20 protein-coding genes and 4 tRNA genes are annotated in these 18498 nt (G+C 59.6%); 11 read left to right on the top strand and 13 right to left on the bottom strand.

Annotated features, from left to right (window positions below; genetic code table 11):
- Positions 1 to 20 precede the first annotated feature (20 nt).
- Positions 21 to 980, bottom strand: coding sequence for a 1-phosphofructokinase (pfkB, locus tag FXN63_RS09635; RefSeq protein ID WP_148814451.1), 960 nt, complete (start codon positions 978 to 980; stop codon positions 21 to 23).
- The gene (ptsP, locus tag FXN63_RS09640) at positions 980 to 3883 is read right to left on the bottom strand and encodes a phosphoenolpyruvate--protein phosphotransferase (RefSeq protein WP_148814452.1); all 2904 of its coding nucleotides are present in this window, start codon (positions 3881 to 3883) and stop codon (positions 980 to 982) included. The genes pfkB and ptsP overlap by 1 nt, the downstream gene beginning before the upstream one ends.
- A 186-nt stretch (positions 3884 to 4069) precedes the next feature.
- Here ptsP and clpB point away from each other — a divergent pair, with 186 nt between their 5' ends.
- From clpB to FXN63_RS09655, 3 genes are all read left to right on the top strand, one after another.
- On the top strand, positions 4070 to 6670 hold the full coding sequence (gene clpB / locus FXN63_RS09645; protein WP_148814453.1) for an ATP-dependent chaperone ClpB: 2601 nt from the start codon (positions 4070 to 4072) through the stop codon (positions 6668 to 6670).
- A gap of 419 nt (positions 6671 to 7089) precedes the next feature.
- Positions 7090 to 7165: transfer RNA gene (locus FXN63_RS09650), tRNA-Gly, on the top strand.
- 43 nt (positions 7166 to 7208) lie between these two features.
- Positions 7209 to 7282 (top strand) — tRNA-Cys (locus tag FXN63_RS09655).
- A 156-nt stretch (positions 7283 to 7438) separates the two neighbouring features.
- Here FXN63_RS09655 and FXN63_RS09660 read toward each other — a convergent pair.
- The 4 genes from FXN63_RS09660 to FXN63_RS09675 all read right to left on the bottom strand — a co-directional run bounded on the left by FXN63_RS09660 (position 7439) and on the right by FXN63_RS09675 (position 9939).
- Complete coding sequence (locus FXN63_RS09660; RefSeq protein WP_148814454.1) at positions 7439 to 8065, bottom strand: hypothetical protein; 627 nt, start codon at positions 8063 to 8065, stop codon at positions 7439 to 7441.
- Between the two features lie 277 nt (positions 8066 to 8342).
- A complete protein-coding gene (locus tag FXN63_RS09665) occupies positions 8343 to 8543 on the bottom strand; it encodes a hypothetical protein (RefSeq protein ID WP_148814455.1) in 201 nt (66 codons plus the stop codon).
- Between the two features lie 84 nt (positions 8544 to 8627).
- On the bottom strand, positions 8628 to 9026 hold the full coding sequence (locus FXN63_RS09670) for a hypothetical protein (protein ID WP_148814456.1): 399 nt from the start codon (positions 9024 to 9026) through the stop codon (positions 8628 to 8630).
- 112 nt (positions 9027 to 9138) lie between these two features.
- Positions 9139 to 9939, bottom strand: coding sequence for a prohibitin family protein (locus tag FXN63_RS09675; protein ID WP_425468724.1), 801 nt, complete (start codon positions 9937 to 9939; stop codon positions 9139 to 9141).
- Positions 9940 to 10264: 325 nt separating this feature from the next.
- On the opposite strand from FXN63_RS09675, the gene FXN63_RS09680 reads away from it, so the two are divergent.
- Positions 10265 to 10540: a hypothetical protein gene (locus FXN63_RS09680; RefSeq protein ID WP_148814458.1), complete on the top strand. Its 276-nt coding sequence runs from the start codon at positions 10265 to 10267 to the stop codon at positions 10538 to 10540.
- 61 nt (positions 10541 to 10601) lie between these two features.
- Positions 10602 to 11369: a YoaK family protein gene (locus FXN63_RS09685; RefSeq protein WP_148814459.1), complete on the top strand. Its 768-nt coding sequence runs from the start codon at positions 10602 to 10604 to the stop codon at positions 11367 to 11369.
- 97 nt (positions 11370 to 11466) lie between these two features.
- Here the strand turns inward: FXN63_RS09685 and FXN63_RS09690 are convergent, their stop codons facing one another.
- On the bottom strand, positions 11467 to 11667 hold the full coding sequence (locus FXN63_RS09690; RefSeq protein WP_148814460.1) for a hypothetical protein: 201 nt from the start codon (positions 11665 to 11667) through the stop codon (positions 11467 to 11469).
- A 134-nt stretch (positions 11668 to 11801) separates the two neighbouring features.
- On the opposite strand from FXN63_RS09690, the gene FXN63_RS09695 reads away from it, so the two are divergent.
- A complete protein-coding gene (locus FXN63_RS09695) occupies positions 11802 to 12077 on the top strand; it encodes a DUF1488 domain-containing protein (protein WP_148814461.1) in 276 nt (91 codons plus the stop codon).
- Between the two features lie 15 nt (positions 12078 to 12092).
- Here the strand turns inward: FXN63_RS09695 and FXN63_RS09700 are convergent, their stop codons facing one another.
- Entirely contained in the window at positions 12093 to 12323 is a 231-nt protein-coding gene (locus FXN63_RS09700) for a hypothetical protein (RefSeq protein WP_148814462.1), read from the bottom strand.
- A 183-nt stretch (positions 12324 to 12506) separates the two neighbouring features.
- On the opposite strand from FXN63_RS09700, the gene FXN63_RS09705 reads away from it, so the two are divergent.
- Together FXN63_RS09705 and FXN63_RS09710 are read left to right on the top strand one after the other, a co-directional pair.
- Positions 12507 to 12755 (top strand): hypothetical protein, encoded by a 249-nt coding sequence (locus tag FXN63_RS09705; RefSeq protein ID WP_148814463.1) that lies wholly within the window; start codon positions 12507 to 12509, stop codon positions 12753 to 12755.
- 92 nt (positions 12756 to 12847) lie between these two features.
- Complete coding sequence (locus FXN63_RS09710; RefSeq protein ID WP_148814464.1) at positions 12848 to 13129, top strand: hypothetical protein; 282 nt, start codon at positions 12848 to 12850, stop codon at positions 13127 to 13129.
- Between the two features lie 114 nt (positions 13130 to 13243).
- Here the strand turns inward: FXN63_RS09710 and FXN63_RS27025 are convergent, their stop codons facing one another.
- The 5 genes from FXN63_RS27025 to FXN63_RS09730 all read right to left on the bottom strand — a co-directional run bounded on the left by FXN63_RS27025 (position 13244) and on the right by FXN63_RS09730 (position 15413).
- Positions 13244 to 13912 (bottom strand): hypothetical protein, encoded by a 669-nt coding sequence (locus tag FXN63_RS27025; protein WP_246165093.1) that lies wholly within the window; start codon positions 13910 to 13912, stop codon positions 13244 to 13246.
- 437 nt (positions 13913 to 14349) lie between these two features.
- Positions 14350 to 14426, bottom strand: a tRNA-Met gene (locus tag FXN63_RS09720).
- Positions 14427 to 14828: 402 nt separating this feature from the next.
- Positions 14829 to 14905, bottom strand: a tRNA-Met gene (locus FXN63_RS09725).
- Positions 14906 to 15013: 108 nt separating this feature from the next.
- Positions 15014 to 15184, bottom strand: coding sequence for a hypothetical protein (locus tag FXN63_RS26695; protein WP_187395158.1), 171 nt, complete (start codon positions 15182 to 15184; stop codon positions 15014 to 15016).
- A 16-nt stretch (positions 15185 to 15200) separates the two neighbouring features.
- Positions 15201 to 15413, bottom strand: a complete 213-nt coding sequence (locus tag FXN63_RS09730; protein WP_148814465.1) for a hypothetical protein — start codon at positions 15411 to 15413, stop codon at positions 15201 to 15203.
- Between FXN63_RS09730 and FXN63_RS09735 the strand changes: the two genes are divergently transcribed.
- The 3 genes from FXN63_RS09735 (at position 15412) to FXN63_RS09745 (ending at position 18410) form a co-directional block, all read left to right on the top strand.
- A complete protein-coding gene (locus FXN63_RS09735) occupies positions 15412 to 15591 on the top strand; it encodes a hypothetical protein (RefSeq protein ID WP_148814466.1) in 180 nt (59 codons plus the stop codon). The two genes, FXN63_RS09730 and FXN63_RS09735, sit on opposite strands and share 2 nt — an antisense overlap.
- A gap of 121 nt (positions 15592 to 15712) precedes the next feature.
- Positions 15713 to 16063, top strand: a complete 351-nt coding sequence (locus tag FXN63_RS09740) for a hypothetical protein (RefSeq protein WP_148814467.1) — start codon at positions 15713 to 15715, stop codon at positions 16061 to 16063.
- Between the two features lie 304 nt (positions 16064 to 16367).
- A complete protein-coding gene (locus FXN63_RS09745) occupies positions 16368 to 18410 on the top strand; it encodes a methyl-accepting chemotaxis protein (RefSeq protein ID WP_187395159.1) in 2043 nt (680 codons plus the stop codon).
- Positions 18411 to 18498: the final 88 nt, after the last annotated feature.

Consider the following 18498-nt stretch of genomic DNA (forward strand, 5'->3'; position numbering starts at 1 on the left):
AGGCGGGGTGTCAGGGAAGCTCATGGGCGGCTCGCATGGGCATCGCGCGCCAGCGGCCGTACTTCCACCTGCTGTTCGAGTTCAGTAATCTTGGAAACATCGCGCACGCCGACACCCACCTGGGTGACGGCATGGGCGGCAATTGCAGTGGCCAGGGCCAGCGCGCGTTCGGGGGGCATGTCGGATAGCAGACCGTGCACCATGCCGGCCAGCAGCGAATCGCCTGCGCCCACGGTGCTCAGCACTGTCACACGAGGTGGCTTGGCGCTGAGCGCCAAGCCATCGCCAAACCAGCACACGCCTTGCGCCCCTTGCGACGCCACCACGTGCTGAATGCCCAGTGCGCGCAGTTGCGCAGCCAGCGTGTGCAGGCTGCTTTCATCTTCCGCGGGCTGGCCCAGTGCATGCGCCAGTTCCTCGGCGTTAGGCTTGACCAACCAAGGCTTGGCCCGCAGCGCCGCTTGCAAGGCCGCGCCGCTGGTATCGACTGCAACCCGCAGGCCCAGCTGACCAAGTTCCGTAATCAATGCAGCCAGCCAGACGGGTTCCACACCACGCGGCAGGCTGCCCGCGATCACCACGGCATCGTGGCCCGGGGCAATGGCCTGCAATTGCTTGCGCAGTGCCGCCTGCATGGTCTCGTCGATCTGCGGGCCGGGACCGTTCACGTCGGTGACACGGCCGCTGTCCTCGGCGATCTTGATATTGCTGCGGGTCTCGCCGGGCACGCGGACAAACGCATCGGTCATCCGGTATTCAGCGAACAAGGCTTCGAACGGCCCGGCGTTGTCCTGTCCCAGGAAGCCCGACACCGTTACCGTGTGGCCCAAGTCAGCCAGCACACGTGCCACGTTGATGCCCTTGCCAGCCGGATGCGTGCTCACGGCGCTCGACCGGTTGACCTCGCCCGGCTCCATCACCGGCAGGCGAATGGTCACGTCAAATGCGGGGTTGAGCGTGATTGTCAGAATGCGCGCCATCAGTCGAATGCCTCCACCAGTGCACGCACGTCGCCAGGCCCGGCCATGTCCAGTGCCTGCTGGGCAAGTGCCCGGGTCTTGGTCATATCCAGCTCGCGCACACGGGCCTTCACCAGCGGCACACTGCGCGCCGATACGCTCAGCTCGTCAACATCCAGTCCCACCAGAATCGGCACCGCATGCGGGTCTGCGGCCAGCTCACCGCACACGCCCACCCATTTACCGTGGGCATGCGCAGCCTTCACGGTCATGTCGATCAGCTTCAATACTGCTGGGTGCAAGCCATCGGCCTGCGCCGACAGCACCGGGTGGCCTCGGTCGATGGCCAATGTGTATTGCGTCAGGTCGTTGGTGCCGACGCTGAAGAAGTCCACCTCGGCCGCCAGCACCGGGGCCAGCAGGGCAGCGGAAGGCACTTCCACCATGATGCCCAGCTGCAAGTCTTTTACTGGTGTATCCAGCGCCACCCGACGCGCCATGTCACGTGCCTGTCGCCATTCCGTCACGCTGCCCACCATTGGGAACATGATGCGCAAGGGCCGTGAGTCGGCAGCTCGCATCAGCGCACGCAGCTGGGTCTCCATGATCTCGGGGCGTTGCAGCGTCAATCGCACGCCACGCAAGCCCAGGTAAGGATTTTCTTCCGCAGGGATCGGCCAGTAGGGCAGGGGCTTGTCGCCACCCACGTCAAGCGTGCGAACCACCAGCGGCCGGCCTTCCAGTGCATCCATCACCTGACGGTAATCGGCTTCCTGCGCGGCCAGATCGGGGGCCTTGGCGTGTGCCATGAACAGGAACTCGGTGCGCAACAAGCCAATGCCTTCAGCACCGTAGGCGATGGCAGCCGGGGTGCCTTTGATGTCGCCCTGGTTTGCAAACACCTCTACCGCGTGGCCGTCCAGCGTAATGGCCGGTTCCATGCAACGGGCATCCGCCGCCTGCTGACGAGCCACCCGCGCCGCGCGTTCTTCCTGCGCGCGGGCCAGGGTGGCCGCGTCTGGCGCAACGCGCAACATGCCCCGGTCGCCGTCCAGCAGCAAGGGCGTACCGGCTGCCAGTGACAGCACCCCCGCACCCGCACCGACGAGCGCCGGAATACCAAGGGCGCGCGCCACGATTGCACTGTGCGAGGTGGCCCCGCCGCGTGCCGTCAGAATGCCGGCGACCCGTGCGGTGTCCAGCTTCGCCACATCTGACGGCCCGACTTCGTCCGTCACCAGAATGTAGGCGTTGTCGGGTTCAATCGCGTCTTCAGCCCCGCACAGGCGAGCCAGCACACGTCGTCCCACGTCGCGCAGGTCGGCGGCGCGCTCCGCAAGCAGCGCGTCTTCCAGGGCTTCCTGGGTGCTGGCAGCCTCGTTGATGGTTGCCATCCAGCCAGCCTCGGCGCTGGCACCTTGTGCCAGGCGGGCGTCTGTGTCTTCGACCAGCGACGGGTCTTCCAGCATTTCCTGGTGGGTGACAAAAATCTCGCGAATGGCTTTGACCGGGCTGCGATGAATCAGCGAACCCAGTTCCGCGCGTGAGGCATGGATGGCATCACGCAGACGCGTACGCTCGACCTCTGGCGACACGCCGTGGTCGGCGTAGGTGAAGCTGCGTACCGTGTGCAGATAAGCCGGTCCCACCGCAATGCCAGGCGAGGCTGCGACGGCGTGCCAGGTGCTGCCAGCGGGCGGCGGCGGCACGGCTTCAATCGCGCTGGGGGTGTCGTCCACCAAGGCCTCGATCGGATCGCTGGTCACCGCATCGGCCCGCGCCAGGTCTTGCTCGGTCAATGGCTCCACCGGCTCGCCCAGGCCGCTTTGCACGGCAGCCAGCAGGGCGGGCAAGGCCTCTTGTGCCACCAGCGGTTCGGCCAGGAATTCCAGCGTCTGGGCGCGGCGTGCACCCAGGCTCAGCAACTTGCTCAGGCTTTTCACCGACACCGGGGCTGCGTCGCTGCCTGCAATGCGCACCCGAATATCGCCATCAAAACGCTTGGCAATCTGCGTCAGCACTTGTGCCGGGCGGGCATGCAGCCCGTGCGCGTTGGCTAGCGGCACGGTTGCGCTCGGCCAATCGGGTGCTGCTTCTGCACCCAGGGCAGCAAGGATCTGGGCCACGGTCATGCCACCGGCAAGCGCGGCACCGTGTCCGGCCGCAAGCAACTCGCATACACGTTCCAGCAAAGCCTCATGGCCCTCGCCACCCGTGGCCAGGCAGAACAGACCCTTCACCGGCTGGCCTTCATGGCTCAGCACGGTCGCAGGCGTCACGAATGCCAGCCCAGGGCGCTTCACGCGGCGCAGGCCATGCACCCACCACAAACCATCACCCAGCGGCAGCGGAGCCGCGTCATACAGTGCACCTGCAAACCCCTCGGCAGCGCAATCTGCCTGTCGCAGGCGGCGCGCCGCAATGGCAATCAGATCGTCCAGGTCTTCAGCCGGCTGCGCCAATGCAATCAACTGCGGCTCGACCACGATGGACTGCGGCGTGCGCTGAAGAATCGCCAACACGTGCTCGGAGGTGCTTGCCTCGCGCAGCGAAGCTTCCAGCGAATCTTCGCCCAGCACCCGCGTCAGTGCCTGCAGCAGGCTCAGATGTTCGTCCGACTTGGCTGCAATGCCAACCGCCAGGTACACCCGTTGGCCATTGCCCCAATCCACCCCTTCCGGGAACTGCAACAGTCGAATGCCCGTCTGCCTCACCGCGTCTCGGGTATCAGGCGTACCGTGGGGGATGGCAATCCCCTGGCCCAGATAAGTGGAACCCTGCGCCTCGCGCGCCTGCATGCCGGCCAGGTAACCCTTGTCGACAAGGCCCTCTTCAAGCAGGAATCCGCCCATCAACGCCAGCGCTTCAGCCTTGTCGGCGGCTCGTTGCCCCATTTTCACCTGGCGGGTGTCCAACTCCAGCATAAGTTCTCCTGTACTGCGATCGGCACTGCCGGCCGTCGCACGTTGCCTTCCGATATTGCCCGAAGGCCCGTCCTGCATGTTGCGCATTTGCGTCACCGCTTGAAACGACAAAAGGGTGCCCGCATGTCATGACTATCGGACCGATAGCGGTCCCCTTCTTACTGACTCATTACTCACCGGGAAATCATGCGATTCGACCGTCTCACTACCAAGTTCCAGCAGGCACTGGGAGATGCCCAGAGCCTGGCCGCCCGCCGCGACAACCCCTATATGGAAGGCGTCCACGTGCTGGCCGCCATGCTGGCCGACGCTGACAGCGGCGCGCCCAGCCTGCTGGCCCACGCCGGCGTGGCCGTGCCCAAGCTTCAGGCTGCCGTCGAGTCGGCCATGGCGGGCCTGCCGCAAGTGCAGGGCGGCGAGGCTAACATCCAACCCAGCCGCGACCTCGTGTCTTTGTTCAATAAAACGGATAAAGAAGCTGCCCAGCGTGGCGACACCTACATTGCAGGCGAATTGTTCCTGCTTGCGCTTGCCGACGACAAAGGTCCGGCAGGCACCGCACTGCGCAACGCCGGCCTGCAACGCAAGGCCCTGGAAACGGCCATCGAGGCCGTACGTGGGGGCGGTAACGTCGATTCCCAGGAGGGCGACGCAAATCGTGAGTCGCTGAAGAAGTACACGCTTGATCTGACCGAGCGCGCACGCCAGGGCAAACTCGACCCGGTGATCGGCCGCGACGACGAAATCCGTCGTGCGATCCAGATCTTGCAGCGTCGTACCAAGAACAACCCAGTGCTGATCGGTGAGCCTGGTGTCGGCAAGACCGCCATCGTGGAAGGCCTGGCCCAGCGCATCGTCAACGACGAAGTCCCGGAAAGCCTGAAAGGCAAACGTGTGCTGTCGCTCGACATGGCTGCGTTGCTGGCGGGTGCCAAGTTCCGTGGTGAATTCGAAGAGCGCCTGAAGGCTGTCCTGAAAGAGCTGTCGCAAGATGCTGGCCGCAGCATTGTCTTCATTGACGAGTTGCACACCATGGTGGGTGCTGGCAAGGCCGAAGGTGCGATGGACGCCGGCAACATGCTCAAGCCCGCGCTTGCGCGTGGCGAACTGCATTGCATCGGTGCCACCACGCTGGACGAATACCGCAAGTACATCGAGAAAGACGCCGCGCTCGAACGTCGCTTCCAGAAAGTGCTGGTGGACGAACCCTCGGTGGAATCGACCATCGCCATTCTGCGTGGCCTGCGTGAACGCTACGAACTGCACCACGGTGTCGACATCACCGACCCGGCGATTGTGGCCGCGGCCGAGCTGTCGCATCGCTACATCACCGATCGCTTCCTGCCCGACAAGGCCATCGACCTGATTGACGAAGCCGCTGCGCGCATCCGCATGGAAATCGATTCCAAGCCGGAAGTGATGGATCGTCTCGACCGTCGCATCATCCAGCTGAAGATCGAACGGGAAGCCGTGCGCAAGGAAACCGACGAAGCCTCGCGTCGTCGCTTCCAGCTGATCGAAGACGAACTGGCCAAACTGGAACGCGAATACAACGACTTCGAAGAAATCTGGAAGGCTGAAAAATCGGCGGTGCAAGGCTCGCAGTCGATCAAGGAAGAGATCGAACGCGTGCGTGCCGACATGCTCGACCTGCAACGCAAAGGTCAATTCGACAAATTGGCCGAGCTGCAATACGGCAAGCTGCCCGAACTGGAAGCACGCCTGAAGTCGGCTGAAAGCGGCAAGGAAAACGTCGAGAAGACCGCAACGGAACGTCCGCGCCTGCTGCGCACCAGTGTCGGCACCGAAGAAATTGCCGAAGTCGTTTCGCGCGCCACCGGTATTCCGGTGTCGAAAATGCTGCAAGGCGAACGCGGCAAGCTGCTGAAAATGGAAGAAAACCTGCACAAGCGCGTGGTCGGGCAAGACGAAGCCGTGCGCCTGGTTTCTGACGCCATCCGCCGTTCGCGTGCAGGCCTGGGTGACCCCCAGCGCCCCTACGGTTCGTTCCTGTTCCTGGGCCCCACCGGCGTAGGCAAGACCGAACTGACCAAGGCTCTGGCCAACTTCCTGTTCGACGCCGACGACCGCATGGTGCGCATCGACATGAGCGAATTCATGGAGAAGCACTCGGTATCGCGCCTGATCGGCGCGCCACCGGGATATGTCGGCTACGAAGAAGGTGGCTACCTGACCGAAGCCGTGCGCCGCCGCCCGTACAGTGTGATCTTGCTGGACGAAGTGGAAAAGGCACACCCGGACGTCTTCAACGTCCTGCTGCAAGTGCTGGACGATGGTCGTCTGACCGACGGCCAAGGTCGTACTGTGGACTTCCGCAACACCGTGATCGTGATGACCTCGAACCTCGGTTCCAGCCACATCCAGACCATGGCCGGCCAGCCCTACGACGCGATCAAGGACGTGGTGTGGGAAGAGGTGAAACAACACTTCCGCCCGGAATTCCTGAACCGTATCGACGAAGTGGTGGTGTTCCACGCGCTGGATGTGAAGAACATCGAAGCGATTGCCGGCATTCAGTTGCAGCGCCTGGCTGCGCGGGTCGAACAGATGGACATGCGCCTGGAAGTGACCGACGCCGCCGTCACGCAGATTGCACGTGCCGGTTTCGACCCCGTGTTCGGTGCGCGGCCGCTCAAGCGCGCCATCCAGCAGGAGATCGAAAACCCAGTGTCCAAGCTGCTGCTGGAAGGCACCTTCGGACCAAAGGACGTCATCCCGGTGGACTGGCGCGACGGACACTTCGTGTTCGAACGAACCCTGCAGTAAGCGCAGGGGAGGGCCGCCAGCGTGCGACCTCGCAAGGCTTAGAAGGCGCGCAGAGAAATTTTCTGCGCGCCTTTTTGACAGCACGATTTCAACTTGCTATAGTTTTGGTCTTGCAGCGACAAACACCGAACGCGGTGTCGGCGCAGTGGAGACACCACCGCGCAAGGTCAAGGCAGCAGTTTTAAGCAGTGCGAGTTTTGCCAGGGTTCCTGAGAAGGAATTGTTGGGGAAATTCAAAAACGTGATTAAAAACAGCAACCTAGATCAAAACGACGAGCGAAAAATCGGATAGAATGTCGACATCGCTTGCAGCGAAACACGCAGCAGGCGAGCAAGAAAAAGGGCGTTAAGTAGCAAGGCAGTTGCCCACTGCGTACCAAAAGTTGCGGCGAATTTGATAAAATTCAGTCACGACAAATGCGGGAATAGCTCAGTTGGTAGAGCGCCACCTTGCCAAGGTGGAGGTCGCGAGTTCGAGCCTCGTTTCCCGCTCCAAATTCGAAGGGAAGCTACAAATCAGCTTCCCTTCTTGCTTTCTGGCGGAATGGCAGAGTGGTTATGCAGCGGATTGCAAATCCGTGTACGTCGGTTCGATTCCGGCTTTCGCCTCCAGAATTGTCCTTGTAGATCAAGGAATAAAAAAACGCGCCTCGGCGCGTTTTTTCGTTTCTGGCGTCAGATCAGATGGCTACCAGTCCTGAGAAATAGTGAGCCTCGGCGGAGCGTCGAATTCACTGGCAGTGTCGGCAACGGAAGGGGCCTGCTCACTTACAAGCCGCGATTTTCCTTCGCCTTCTCTTCAGCGTTGCATTGCTGCACATTCATGAAGTGGTACCCAAGCCCGATTTGTGCAACTACGGGGCTTTTTGCTGCGGCCGAAAGTCTCACGCTGTACAGCGAAGCGGGCAAGGGTTTGGTTTTCGAAGATTCCCAGAGTGTGTCCAGCATGCGTTCCTCGTTAAGCAGGCCCATCATGAAGTCCTCGGGATTCTTCCAGATGCTGCCACGCCGCACCCCGTCGATGTGCATTTCCGGTTTGCCATATCTTGCGGTTAACGCGTCTTTCAGCTTCGTAAAATCCTGGTGCAGCGATTCGCCGAACGAATCTGTCCTCTTTTCGTGGCCGATAGCTATGACGGAGCAGAGGCCGTGTGTGGCTGAAATTTTGAGAAGGTAACGGGAGAACGCAGAGTGTGGGACGGGAAGGGTGTCGGTCGAATAACTGAGCGAATCCCTAATGCGTTCGAGCTTCACCAGCTTTTCAATCTCGGCCTTTGTCATGCCTTGCCTCAGACCGAACGGACCACTCGTTTCTTGCGCGCCAGCAGCGTTTGCAAATACCGCAAAGACAAGGGTTGCGACGACATGCGCCACGATAATGGGTGCACGGCGCATGGTGCCTGGGTGTGACTGCATTTGTTGTATGGGCCTGAAATGGCCGGCACATGGCCAGCTTGGATAATCGAAGGATTACCAGCGGGGCCAGCCCGTGTCGGCAAATCCTTCCGATCAAGACAACCCACCCGCGATACGTGGGCCGCGCTCACCTTCCAAGCGTGGATTGTATGACGTGAGAAATGACCGATGGCGGGCGATCCGCGCAGCGTGGCTGATACGCGCGCGTAGCCGATGATGACTTGCTTCCAAGCAGTCCAGAACTTCAGCAATCGCACTATCGCGCCTGAATCGAAAACCCCATGAAAGTTGGTTCATGTTTGCCGGCATTCTGCAGTGCTTCCAGCGTCTTTGCGCTTACCAGCAAGCGTTCAAGCGGCTCCAAGCCTTCCTTGGCCGCAGCAGTGCGCAACAGATCGACCTGCGTCTTGAGCGCTTCGGGGTCCAGATCCTGGGCAGACAAATCGAGTGTTTTCATGGCGTGTCCTGGGTCGGTGCGAAATGTGATCATCCCGCTCAAAGCAAGCGACGCGCCAGCGACAAATAGCAGCTGAAGTAAAACTCAGTTGAGTATGCCCGTCACCAGCAATCGGTCTGCATGGTTGCTGCACATCCCCATGGTCAGCCTGAATGCATCGTCGTCGAACGATGCAATATCGCGTGCACCCAATAAACCGTAGTCCATCAATACCATTCGCACGCGGCCTTCCTCGCGCATGATCCTGCCGGCTACACATTGGCAGGCGCTGGTGGCCGTGCGTTGCGCGTGGTTCATGTCCAGCGTGGCGCGGGTCAGTTCGTGGGCGGGGGCGGCTTCCAGTGCGCGTCGGTAGGCAGTGTTGGTGCCGGTCACGCAACCGTCGACGACGGCTTGCTGGGTTTTCGGGGCGGCGACACTGATGGCCATGAAAGCTGCCATGGCCATCAGGCCGAAGGTACCCAATACGTTGCCGGTTTGCATGGTGACGCCTCCGAAAGGGGAAGCGCCAGTATCCGGCAAGGGCTGCGCAAGTCTGTGCTTGCGTTAGCCCTTGTTGACCTTCTGTGTCGACTTGGTGCCGATGTGAAATGACTTACTTGATCCCGACGAAGGGCATGGCCGCACCGGGAATCTGGGTCGTCGGCAGCTTGCCGTCCCACTTGTCGATGGCATTCAGGTTGACCAGGTTGGTGTTGGTCGCCAGCGCTTCCGCACGCGCACGAATTGCGGTTGCCTCGGCTTCACCACGCAGCTTGATACCGTCGGCTTCAGCCGTGAATTGCGCGCGCAGGGCATCGGCATCCGCCTGGGCACGCAGCACCTGGATTTCAGCGTTGATGACGGCGGTGTCTTTCTGCTGGCGCGTGGTTTCGATCTGCACCTGCGCAAGCATGCGCTGTTCGATCGACTGCTCGTAGGCGGTCGAGAATCCGACTTCTTCAATCTGCACGCCAGCAATCACCACAGGCGTTTCGCCCATGGAAGTACGCACTGCGGTGTTCACATCCACGCCCAGTTTTTCGCGGTTTTGAATCGCGCTCACGGCAGTGAACTTGCCAAAGACGTTCTTGACCGCATCGAAGGTGCGTCGCTCAAGCACGCGGCTTTGCAGATTTTCAAGCGTGCCGTATTCCGAGTAGAGGTCGTCTACGCGGGCTTCCGGCACGCGGTAGGTGACCGACACGCGCAGCGTGGCCGGTTGCTGGTCGTAGCTGTAGGCTTCCAGCTTGTCGAAGGTGAAGGTGTGTTCGCGTACCGACACAGTCTTTACGCTGTCGATGAATGGCACCTTGAAGCCCAAGCCTGGTGCGGCAATGCCGACCAGTTTGCCGTTGCGCAGCACCACGCCACGTTCACCCTGATCGACCTGGAACCAGGAACTCATGGCGCACATGATCAGGACAAGAAAGACTACGCCAGCAGCGGCAAAAGTTGTGGTCGACTTATTCATTTGAGTTTTTTGTTTTCCTGGGTTTGGCGGCGTTCGGCCCGGACTGCTTGGAATCCCTTGACGATCAGGTACGCGACTACCGCGGCCCCAACGATGATCAGCATGGTTCTCATGGCGTTTCGACTCCTTGCGTGGGCGCTCTGATTTACGTTTGAACAATGGCTTACTGCTCGCTGAAACAAAGCGGTCCAGCAGTTTAAGGCACAGGCATTGCTCCTATCTGTTTCTGAACCGTTTCTAATCCGTTTTCGAATGACAGGGGCGACTTATGACACGTGCTCAACGTGATTTCAGTTATCCAGGAACTGGTGGTGCCACTTACGGCGTGCGGGTCATTCTGGACCGCAATGCCGAGACGGGCATGTATAGCGGCCATGCAGAAATCTATCGAGGGGAGGTCGAGAACAGTGCGTTTTTAAGCAATGACGTCACGATTTCGCCTTTCGTGGCTGCGTCGCGAGACCATGCGCTCAATCTGGCTTATGAAGGCGCGTGTGCCCAAATCGACCAATTCGAATGGATTGCTCGGGACGTTAACGTCTAAGACCCAGGCGCAAGACGACCGGGCGTATCATCAAGTTCGCCACTCACTTTGCGCGAGCGCCATGCTATCCAGGTTTTCCCATTGGGCTGACAGCCGACGGATTGCTCACGACGATGCGCGCTTGGGCGTGTGCCTGGCTTTTGTGGCCGGTGCTGCCAACGCAGGTGGATTCCTGGCAGTAGGGCAGTACACCTCGCACATGACGGGTATGGTCTCTGGTATGGCTGACCATCTGATCCTGTCGAATACGCGCTTGGCGCTTGCAGGCTTGGCGGCAGTCAGTGCATTCACTGCAGGTGCAATGGTCACCGCAATTCTGGTCAACTTTGCACGCCGACAACGTCTTCACGCACGTTTTTCCATTCCACTGTTGGTGGAAGCTGGCCTGCTGCTGATGTTCGGCCTGATGGGTGCACAGCTGGCGGCGCATACGGGCTTGCTGTTGCCGCTTACCGTGCTGCTGTTGTGCTTCCTGATGGGGCTGCAAAACGCGGTGATCACCAAGGTGTCACGCGCAGTGATCCGCACCACACACACCACTGGCCTTATTACCGATATTGGTATCGAGCTCGGCAAGCTGGTCTACGTTAATCGGCACCAACGGGGCGCGACGGAACCCGTGCTTGCCAACCGCAAGAAGCTGCAACTGCACAGCATGCTGTTGGCCGCGTTTTTCAGTGGCGGACTGATCGGCGCGGCGGGCTTTCAATGGATTGGCTATGCGGCAACGATACCGCTGGCAGTATTGCTGCTGTTGATCGCCATGCCGCCCCTGGGCCGAGACGTGCGCGCACGGCTCAGGCTGCGCCGGCGTATCGCTGCCAAATGAGTATGGGACGTACTTGAGCAACTGAAGTACGTGGCCGACCCGGTTGGCCTACCTGAATCGGCTTACCTGATTCGGCTTACCTGCTAGGTCACTGATATCAGCGCAGGGTGATCTGAATCATCGCAGCAAAGAAGGCAAAAGCTACACCTACCGCGATGAAGACCACCCAACCCATACCAAGTGGCTCGCATTCCTTGACGGTGCTTCGCCTGCGCATCTTGGCGACACGCTTACGGGGGATCCAATGGCCGTGGCCGGCGTGGACGTGACTGGCGTGGGTGCCGTGTGAAGCGTTCATGCGTCTGTACATGGTGTACCTCCGACTGACGCTTATTTTGTATCACCGCTGCACGCGCTTTCAAACGGTGTTTATACCGAGACAGCTGGCATGGAATTCGCTCCCGATCATTCTTGTTCAGCAGGAGCGCACACATGCAGATCGAACCCGATGCAAGACACGACATGGTCCTGATCGACGGCGGCGAGGGCGTTGGCCTGACACTGCACATCGCAGGCCTTGGCCCGCAGCAATTCTTCATCACGCGAGCTGCACTCGTTGGTCGGCTGGGTGCCGTTTCGTCTGATGAGGGCTTGCTTGCCGCTTGTCGTCGCGGCATCGTTGATATCGAAGCAGCAGCCGAGATGAAGATCGGCACGTCCATCGGCGACGTTACCGTACTGGACGTCGCCGACTTTCCTCAGCGTTAGTTCAGGTCGGCGCGTTCATGCACGAGGGTTTTCGTTTGACTGCTGGTGCCGTCCCAGCATGGCCCCAAATCTGACCGCAGTCATGAACACCGTGCCGACCACAATCGCAAGTGCGCCCAAGGCCAGCAAGCTGGGGGCGGGCTCAGCCTTGCGGCCTGGGTTGGGCGGATTGCCAAGCAGTGTCTGACGCTTGGCAATCCACTCGGGACTGCCGATTTCAAGTTGCGCAAGGGATTTGTTGGACATGGTTTGGCTCCAGTTGAGACCAACGACATGAGCAATAAACGTGCTTGTTCTGGTACCTGCTTTGGCACCTGGGAACCGCCGATCGGCATTCACCACGCCCGTTTTATGGAACACGGCTTGCTGTTGCCGATGCATGTGCTTCCAAGCTGAAGGACACGTTCACGATCATTCAAGGGGTTCACCATGAAGACGACATCTTCCGCCACAAGTCAGGCAAGCAAGCAGCACAACGAACATGGCAAGGACTCGCTTCCAACTTATCAAGAATCTTTGGATGAGGCCTTGGACGAGACGTTTCTCGCGAGTGACCCAATTTCTCCGAGCGCGGCGCTTCATGCGGAGGAGCGTATTCAGACCGCCAAGGATGAGGTCGATTGGAAGACCAAGCCAGGAGCCAAGTCAGCGCAGACAAAGCCCGGCAGCAAGCCGTAGTAGTGGTCGAGGTATCAGGCAGGTAAGTTTCCAGAGCTCAGTGATCCACAGCGCAATGATTCACAGTCTGACGACCCATCGAGGACGAAGTGATGCCTGACGAAGATTCGGACAGCCCGTACGGCGACGGCCTGGTCGTCAGAATTTACGCGCGGATAACCGGCGGTGGTTATCGTGGTGCGGTGGGGATACGACGTGCCACCGACGACGACACGCTCGAGCTGGCTTGTGAGCTGCCTGAGATTTTTTCGCGCTCTGAGCTTGCTTGCCAGGCTGCTGCCGAATTCCTTGGGCGAGCGAGTATTTCTGGCGTGCTGTTGCATATGCTGGAGAGCTGGGAGGGCGTCGATCCTGGTGCAATCAGAAGCCCGTAAAAAAAGCCGCTACCCGAAAAAGTAGCGGCTTTTTGCATCGGCTTTCGATTCCCGGCTGGAGGCTTCCAGCCGGTCGTTCTACTCAACTTCGAGCGATGTCCAGAGTGGCCAGACTCAACGACCGCCGGCGGGACCGCCGTATCGATCACCAACCGGCCTTGCTCCATCGGCATACACCGACGGAATTGGCTGCTGAGCCGGTGCCTGAACTGTCTGCAGGGGCTGCTGATATTGTGGGTCTTGATACTGAGGCGTCTGATACCGCTGGTTGTTCTGCTGAGCACGCGGAGGCGCATCCTGCCGTTGAGCGTAATTGGGCTGTTCGTTGTAATAGCCCGACGACGGCTGCGGGGCAGGCTCACGGTAGACAGCGGGCGGGGGTGCATAACCAAGCGAATCGCACCGCACATACACGCCACGGTAGCTGTCATAGCAAGAAGCAGGTTCAACGTAGACCCGAGCAGGCTCTACGTAAACGGGCGCGGGCTCTACATAGACCGGCCGCTCGACCACAACTTCGCGGTTGTTTGCGTTGCTGATGATGGACCCCGCGACGACGCCCAGAATGGCACCACCAAACAGCGCGGCAGCAACATTTCCGCCACCGCCGCCGTGATAGTAACCACGGCCGCCATGGTAGCCGCCGCCATAGCCGTAGCGTCCGCCCGGGCCAGCCAATGCTTGGCCTGCCACTGCAAGGCTGCCAACAGCAAATATCACTAACGCAATGCGCCGCATGTCCTTCTCCACGCCCCACGAAGGGGGCAAACCTGCCTGATGCATGAGCTTGATGCTGAAAAGAGCATCTTCCTGGACTCATGCGTACTGCAATGTTGCTTGAGGGTGCCTGAGATCAAGCACCAGTTATCCGAATTCTGCGCCTGTCAGGTGCAGCAATGATGGCGTGCCCGTAAGCAGATATGACAGCTTACGTTGTGGACGAGCTTTTACGGGCCGCAGTGTTCGTTGGGTGTCACTTGGACGGGTGTTGTCAGCCAGATGTTGCGCAAGCGGCCTGATCTGCTGTGCTCAATTGAAAAAATATCAAACTGAGCCAAAAAACAAAAAAGCCCGACAACGTAATCACGTATCGGGCTTATTTGAGCCAGGCTTGTTCAAGTTATTACTTGAACTTGCTGCTCGGACTTGCATCTTGCGGTTGTGCTTTGCTGTTTATTGACTCGCAACTTAAGCGTCTAAAACTACAAAACATCTGAAACTGGTTGCGGGGGCAGGATTTGAACCTACGACCTTCGGGTTATGAGCCCGACGAGCTGCCAGACTGCTCCACCCCGCGTCTGAGAAATGAATCATACACCAGATTCATCTTGCTTGTCATCTGAATGTTCCAAATCGTGCAGTTTGGGTGCCTGCTTGGGCAAGCAATGAATCAAGCGGCCGAGATAATCCAAGATAAGCACGCGGCCGCCTGAGAAAAGCGGATTTATTTAAGCAAGCTGTAAGTTGCCATGCTTGTTGGGTATTTCAACCGCAATGGAAAGGACAGGGCAGGGCAGGGCAGGACTTCGTCGTGCGGCAGGTTCAACGCGCAAACCTTCTGAGCAAAACAAAAAGCCCGACAGCGTTTTCGCGTATCGGGCTTATGTCTGGCGTATTTCTTCTTGGACTTGCTGCGCTGCCTTGCGATTCACAGGAATAAAACTACTTGTGCGCCTGCAAACTACAAAACATCTGAAATTGGTTGCGGGGGCAGGATTTGAACCTACGACCTTCGGGTTATGAGCCCGACGAGCTGCCAGACTGCTCCACCCCGCGTCTGAGAAATGAATCATACACCAAAATGGGGCGAAATGCCTAGCTACTGACCGGTCAGCCACGACAAATAAAACAGCACTTCACTGCAAACGCGTCAGCAGGTGCGAATCAGACACTGAGCCAAGCATCGATCAATGCGTAAACCAAACCGGTTGCCAAGGCGAAGCCAACCAATATGGCGATGCCGGACAACAGTTGTTCCGGGCTTAACCCGCCGTCCTCTTGGGCGTCAGGAGAGTGGCTATCGTGCATGGGCAGGCGATGGTGGGTGCGCAGCATGATTGAACTCCGTTTGTCAGGCAGTGGTTGGCGGGTTGGGAAGGTGGTTGGCGCTGGGCCAGAGATGTCGATGGGTTTCCAGCGCCTTGGCAATTTCGGTGGCTGCACCAAGCAGCTCGTAACGAGACAATTCATCCGCAGATTCCTGGGCGGCTGCCAGCAGTTCGCGGGTAGCAAGCAGTGCCGCCTGATGGGCGGCGATGAGGTGAACCGAAATGATGGATTGCATGGCAATTCCGAAAGGCTGTTTGAACGCCAATCAGCAGGTTCTGTGCCTGCTTGAGCAGGCGGGAAAACGGCTGAAAAACGCGCGCACAGCGCTGCACGTAAGCGCTACCTTCGCGGGTGTGGTCTTTGCTGTGTTCTGCCCAGACTTAGCGCAACAACCGTCGGGTATTTCCAACTAAACGCTGAAAATCCTGGCGGCGCGCCATGATGCGGCACACTGCTTTCAAGCTTGGTTCTATCTTGCATCAGGTGCTGCGCCCTCAAATACGCCCACATTCATTTGTTTTGAAAGGAGCTTTCATGACTTCCACAGGCTTGAATCCGGCTTCGGCCCAGACCCATCACTCCACTATCTATGTGAGTGGTGACGGCCGTGTGTTGGCGCGAAAAATTGATGGCACGCTTGTCGAATTGGGCGTCATGAAGCCTGATGCCGATGGCTTGGCCTATCAGCTGCATGTCGAGGGCCTGTATGGGCTTGGCCTGCCGACAGCCGAAAGGCTGTTGCAGGACGTGGCGGCCAAGCTGGCGGATGTCGATCTTGACGCCTTGTACGATGCGCTGCCTCGGTACACCGGGCATGCAGCGGTAGATCTGGAATTGGATCCGCATCTGGAAGTCTGGACTGGTCCGCTGACCGACAGGCAGTGAACACAGCCAGGGCCGTGACCAGGCGCTGAACATGCGTTGAACATGCGTTGAACAAGCAGCGCCCATCTGCTGAACGCCCGCTGAACATGACTCATGTTGCGGGGCAGTAAGAATCTGCGGCTGCCAAGGGTTTTTCACGATAACCCTTATTAAGATTTCGGGCATCCGTTGATGCGCTGCGTCTAAGTAAAAACCCAGGCTTATCGTAGCGAGGCGCGACCTATAGTCTCGTATGACCACCGCTGTATCTGGATGTTTCACGTGGGTGAAAGCGGATATTGCGGTGCATCGAGGTTATCAATCCATGTCCGCCTTTGCCGGTCTGTCCCGCAAGCCCCTGTCTCGTCAGGTGCTCTATGTTGCGATCGGTGTCACCTTGCTGGTGACTTGCGCAATCATCGCAATCATGTCGGTCTTGGTGCTGAACGAGGCAAAACGCAGCACGGCATCCGACATGAGGTCCGTGCTGAATCTTGTGTCTGGCCAGCTACAGGAAAACGTGGCGGCGGCCACCGCTCGCTCGGAACGTCAGCTGCCGATTTTCATGAAGATTTTAGGCGGCAAACCCGAGCTGGATGGCTCTCGCACCGAGACCGGCCCGGCTGGCGAAGTGCCCACGCTGCTGGCGGGCGGCTTTGCAGTGAACGGCGACTTGCTGTCGCTCAAGACCATGAAGGACATGACCGGCGTCGAGGCTGCCATCATCGTTCGTGACGGTGATCGCTGGGTACGCGTATCGACGCTGTTGTCGGATGCCTCGGGCAATTCGATGGTGGGCAGTGTGGTGCCGCCCCAGGATTATCTGGCGCGCACGCTGGACGCCAACAATGGCGGAACGGGCATTGTCCAGCGGGCAGGGCGTTGGAGCACGATCAGCGTGCTGCCGTTCAAGGATGCGAGCGGCAAGACCTACGCAGCGGTTACTGCCCGCAGCGACATTTCGGAAGACCTGCAGCGCACCATTGCCCGTCTGAGCGATGTGCGGGTCAGCGATGTGGCGCGCCTGATGATCATTGCCCCCGATGCTGCCGGCAAACGCTCGGTGCTGTTGCACCCCGACCCCGCGTTGATGGGCAAGACACTGGATGCCGCATTCACCAATCCACAAGACCTGGCTTTCTTCAATGGCCTGGCCACGGGTGAAGGAGTGGTGCCTGTCAAATTGAGCGGCAGCGAGTCGACCGCATTGGTGGGATATCGCCAGGTGCCGGGCTGGGACTGGACCTTGATCGCAACGGGTCTGGAAAGTGGTCTTTATGCTGAGCAATATAGCCAGCTCGCGATTCTGGTCGGTCTGATGGCCTTGGGTGGTTTGGTAACGACCGTGCTGATGGTGTGGCGCACGTCGGCCGCGCTGCGCCCGGTGCGCGGTGCCTTGGACGGAATTTCCCGTTTGGGCAATGGCGACCTGACCAGCGACGTGCCGGCAGGCCCGGCCGGGTCGACCAATGAAATCCATCGTATGGGCGAGCAGATCAACGTGACGCGTTCGCGTATTGCCGATCTGGCCCGCCAGATGAGCAGCACCGGCGCGCAGGTATCCAGCGCCAGCAACCAGACCTTGGAGGCCCTGCATCAGATCGACCGCAGTACCGACGTGCAGGCGCAGGCCGCAAGCGGCGTGGCGGCGGCGGTCGAGCAGATGTCTGTGTCGATTTCGCAGATTGCCGACAGCACCAATGAAGCGCGTAATTACTCGCGTGAGTCCAGCGGGGCAGCAGCCGAAGGCGTCGACGTGGTCGATGCCACGGTGCGTGACATTGAACGCATGGCCGAACGTGTGGCGAATTCTGCAAACGTGGTGCAGGAGCTTGAATCGTCTTCGCGAGAGATTTCCGAAGTGGTGAAAACCATTCAGGAGATTGCCGAGCAGACCAACTTGCTGGCGCTCAATGCTGCAATCGAGGCTGCACGCGCAGGCGAAGAAGGCCGGGGCTTTTCGGTGGTGGCCGACGAGGTGCGTCGCCTTGCCGAACGTACCAAGACCTCGACGGGCTTGATCGCATCGGTGATCGCGTCGGTGCAGCAACGCACCAGCCAGGCTGCACAGGCCATGCATGCCGTGAACGGCGACATGCAGGCATCGGCGCAGACGGCGCGTCAGGCCGGCACGGTGCTGGAAAAGATCCGCGTGGCAACGAACAAGACGGCAGACATCATTGCCGACATCGCCAATGCATCGGTCGAGCAGAAGTCTGCGTCTGAACAGATTGCCAGCCGCGTGGAACAGATCGCGCAACACACGGAACAATCGGCTGCAGCTGTACAGCAGTCGGTGGTCGCCGCCAGCAGCCTGCGTGAGCAGGCTGGCATGCTCGATGAAACCATTCGGGCGTTGAAGACCTGATCGTCGTGTAATCAGGTAGGAAGGGGCAGGCCAAGAAAACGCTTGGCCTGCGTCGGGTGGGGAATCTGCGCTGGGGTACTGACGGGTG

Source organism: Pigmentiphaga aceris, assembly GCF_008119665.1.
In the GTDB taxonomy this organism is placed as follows: Bacteria; Pseudomonadota; Gammaproteobacteria; order Burkholderiales; family Burkholderiaceae_B; genus Pigmentiphaga; species Pigmentiphaga aceris.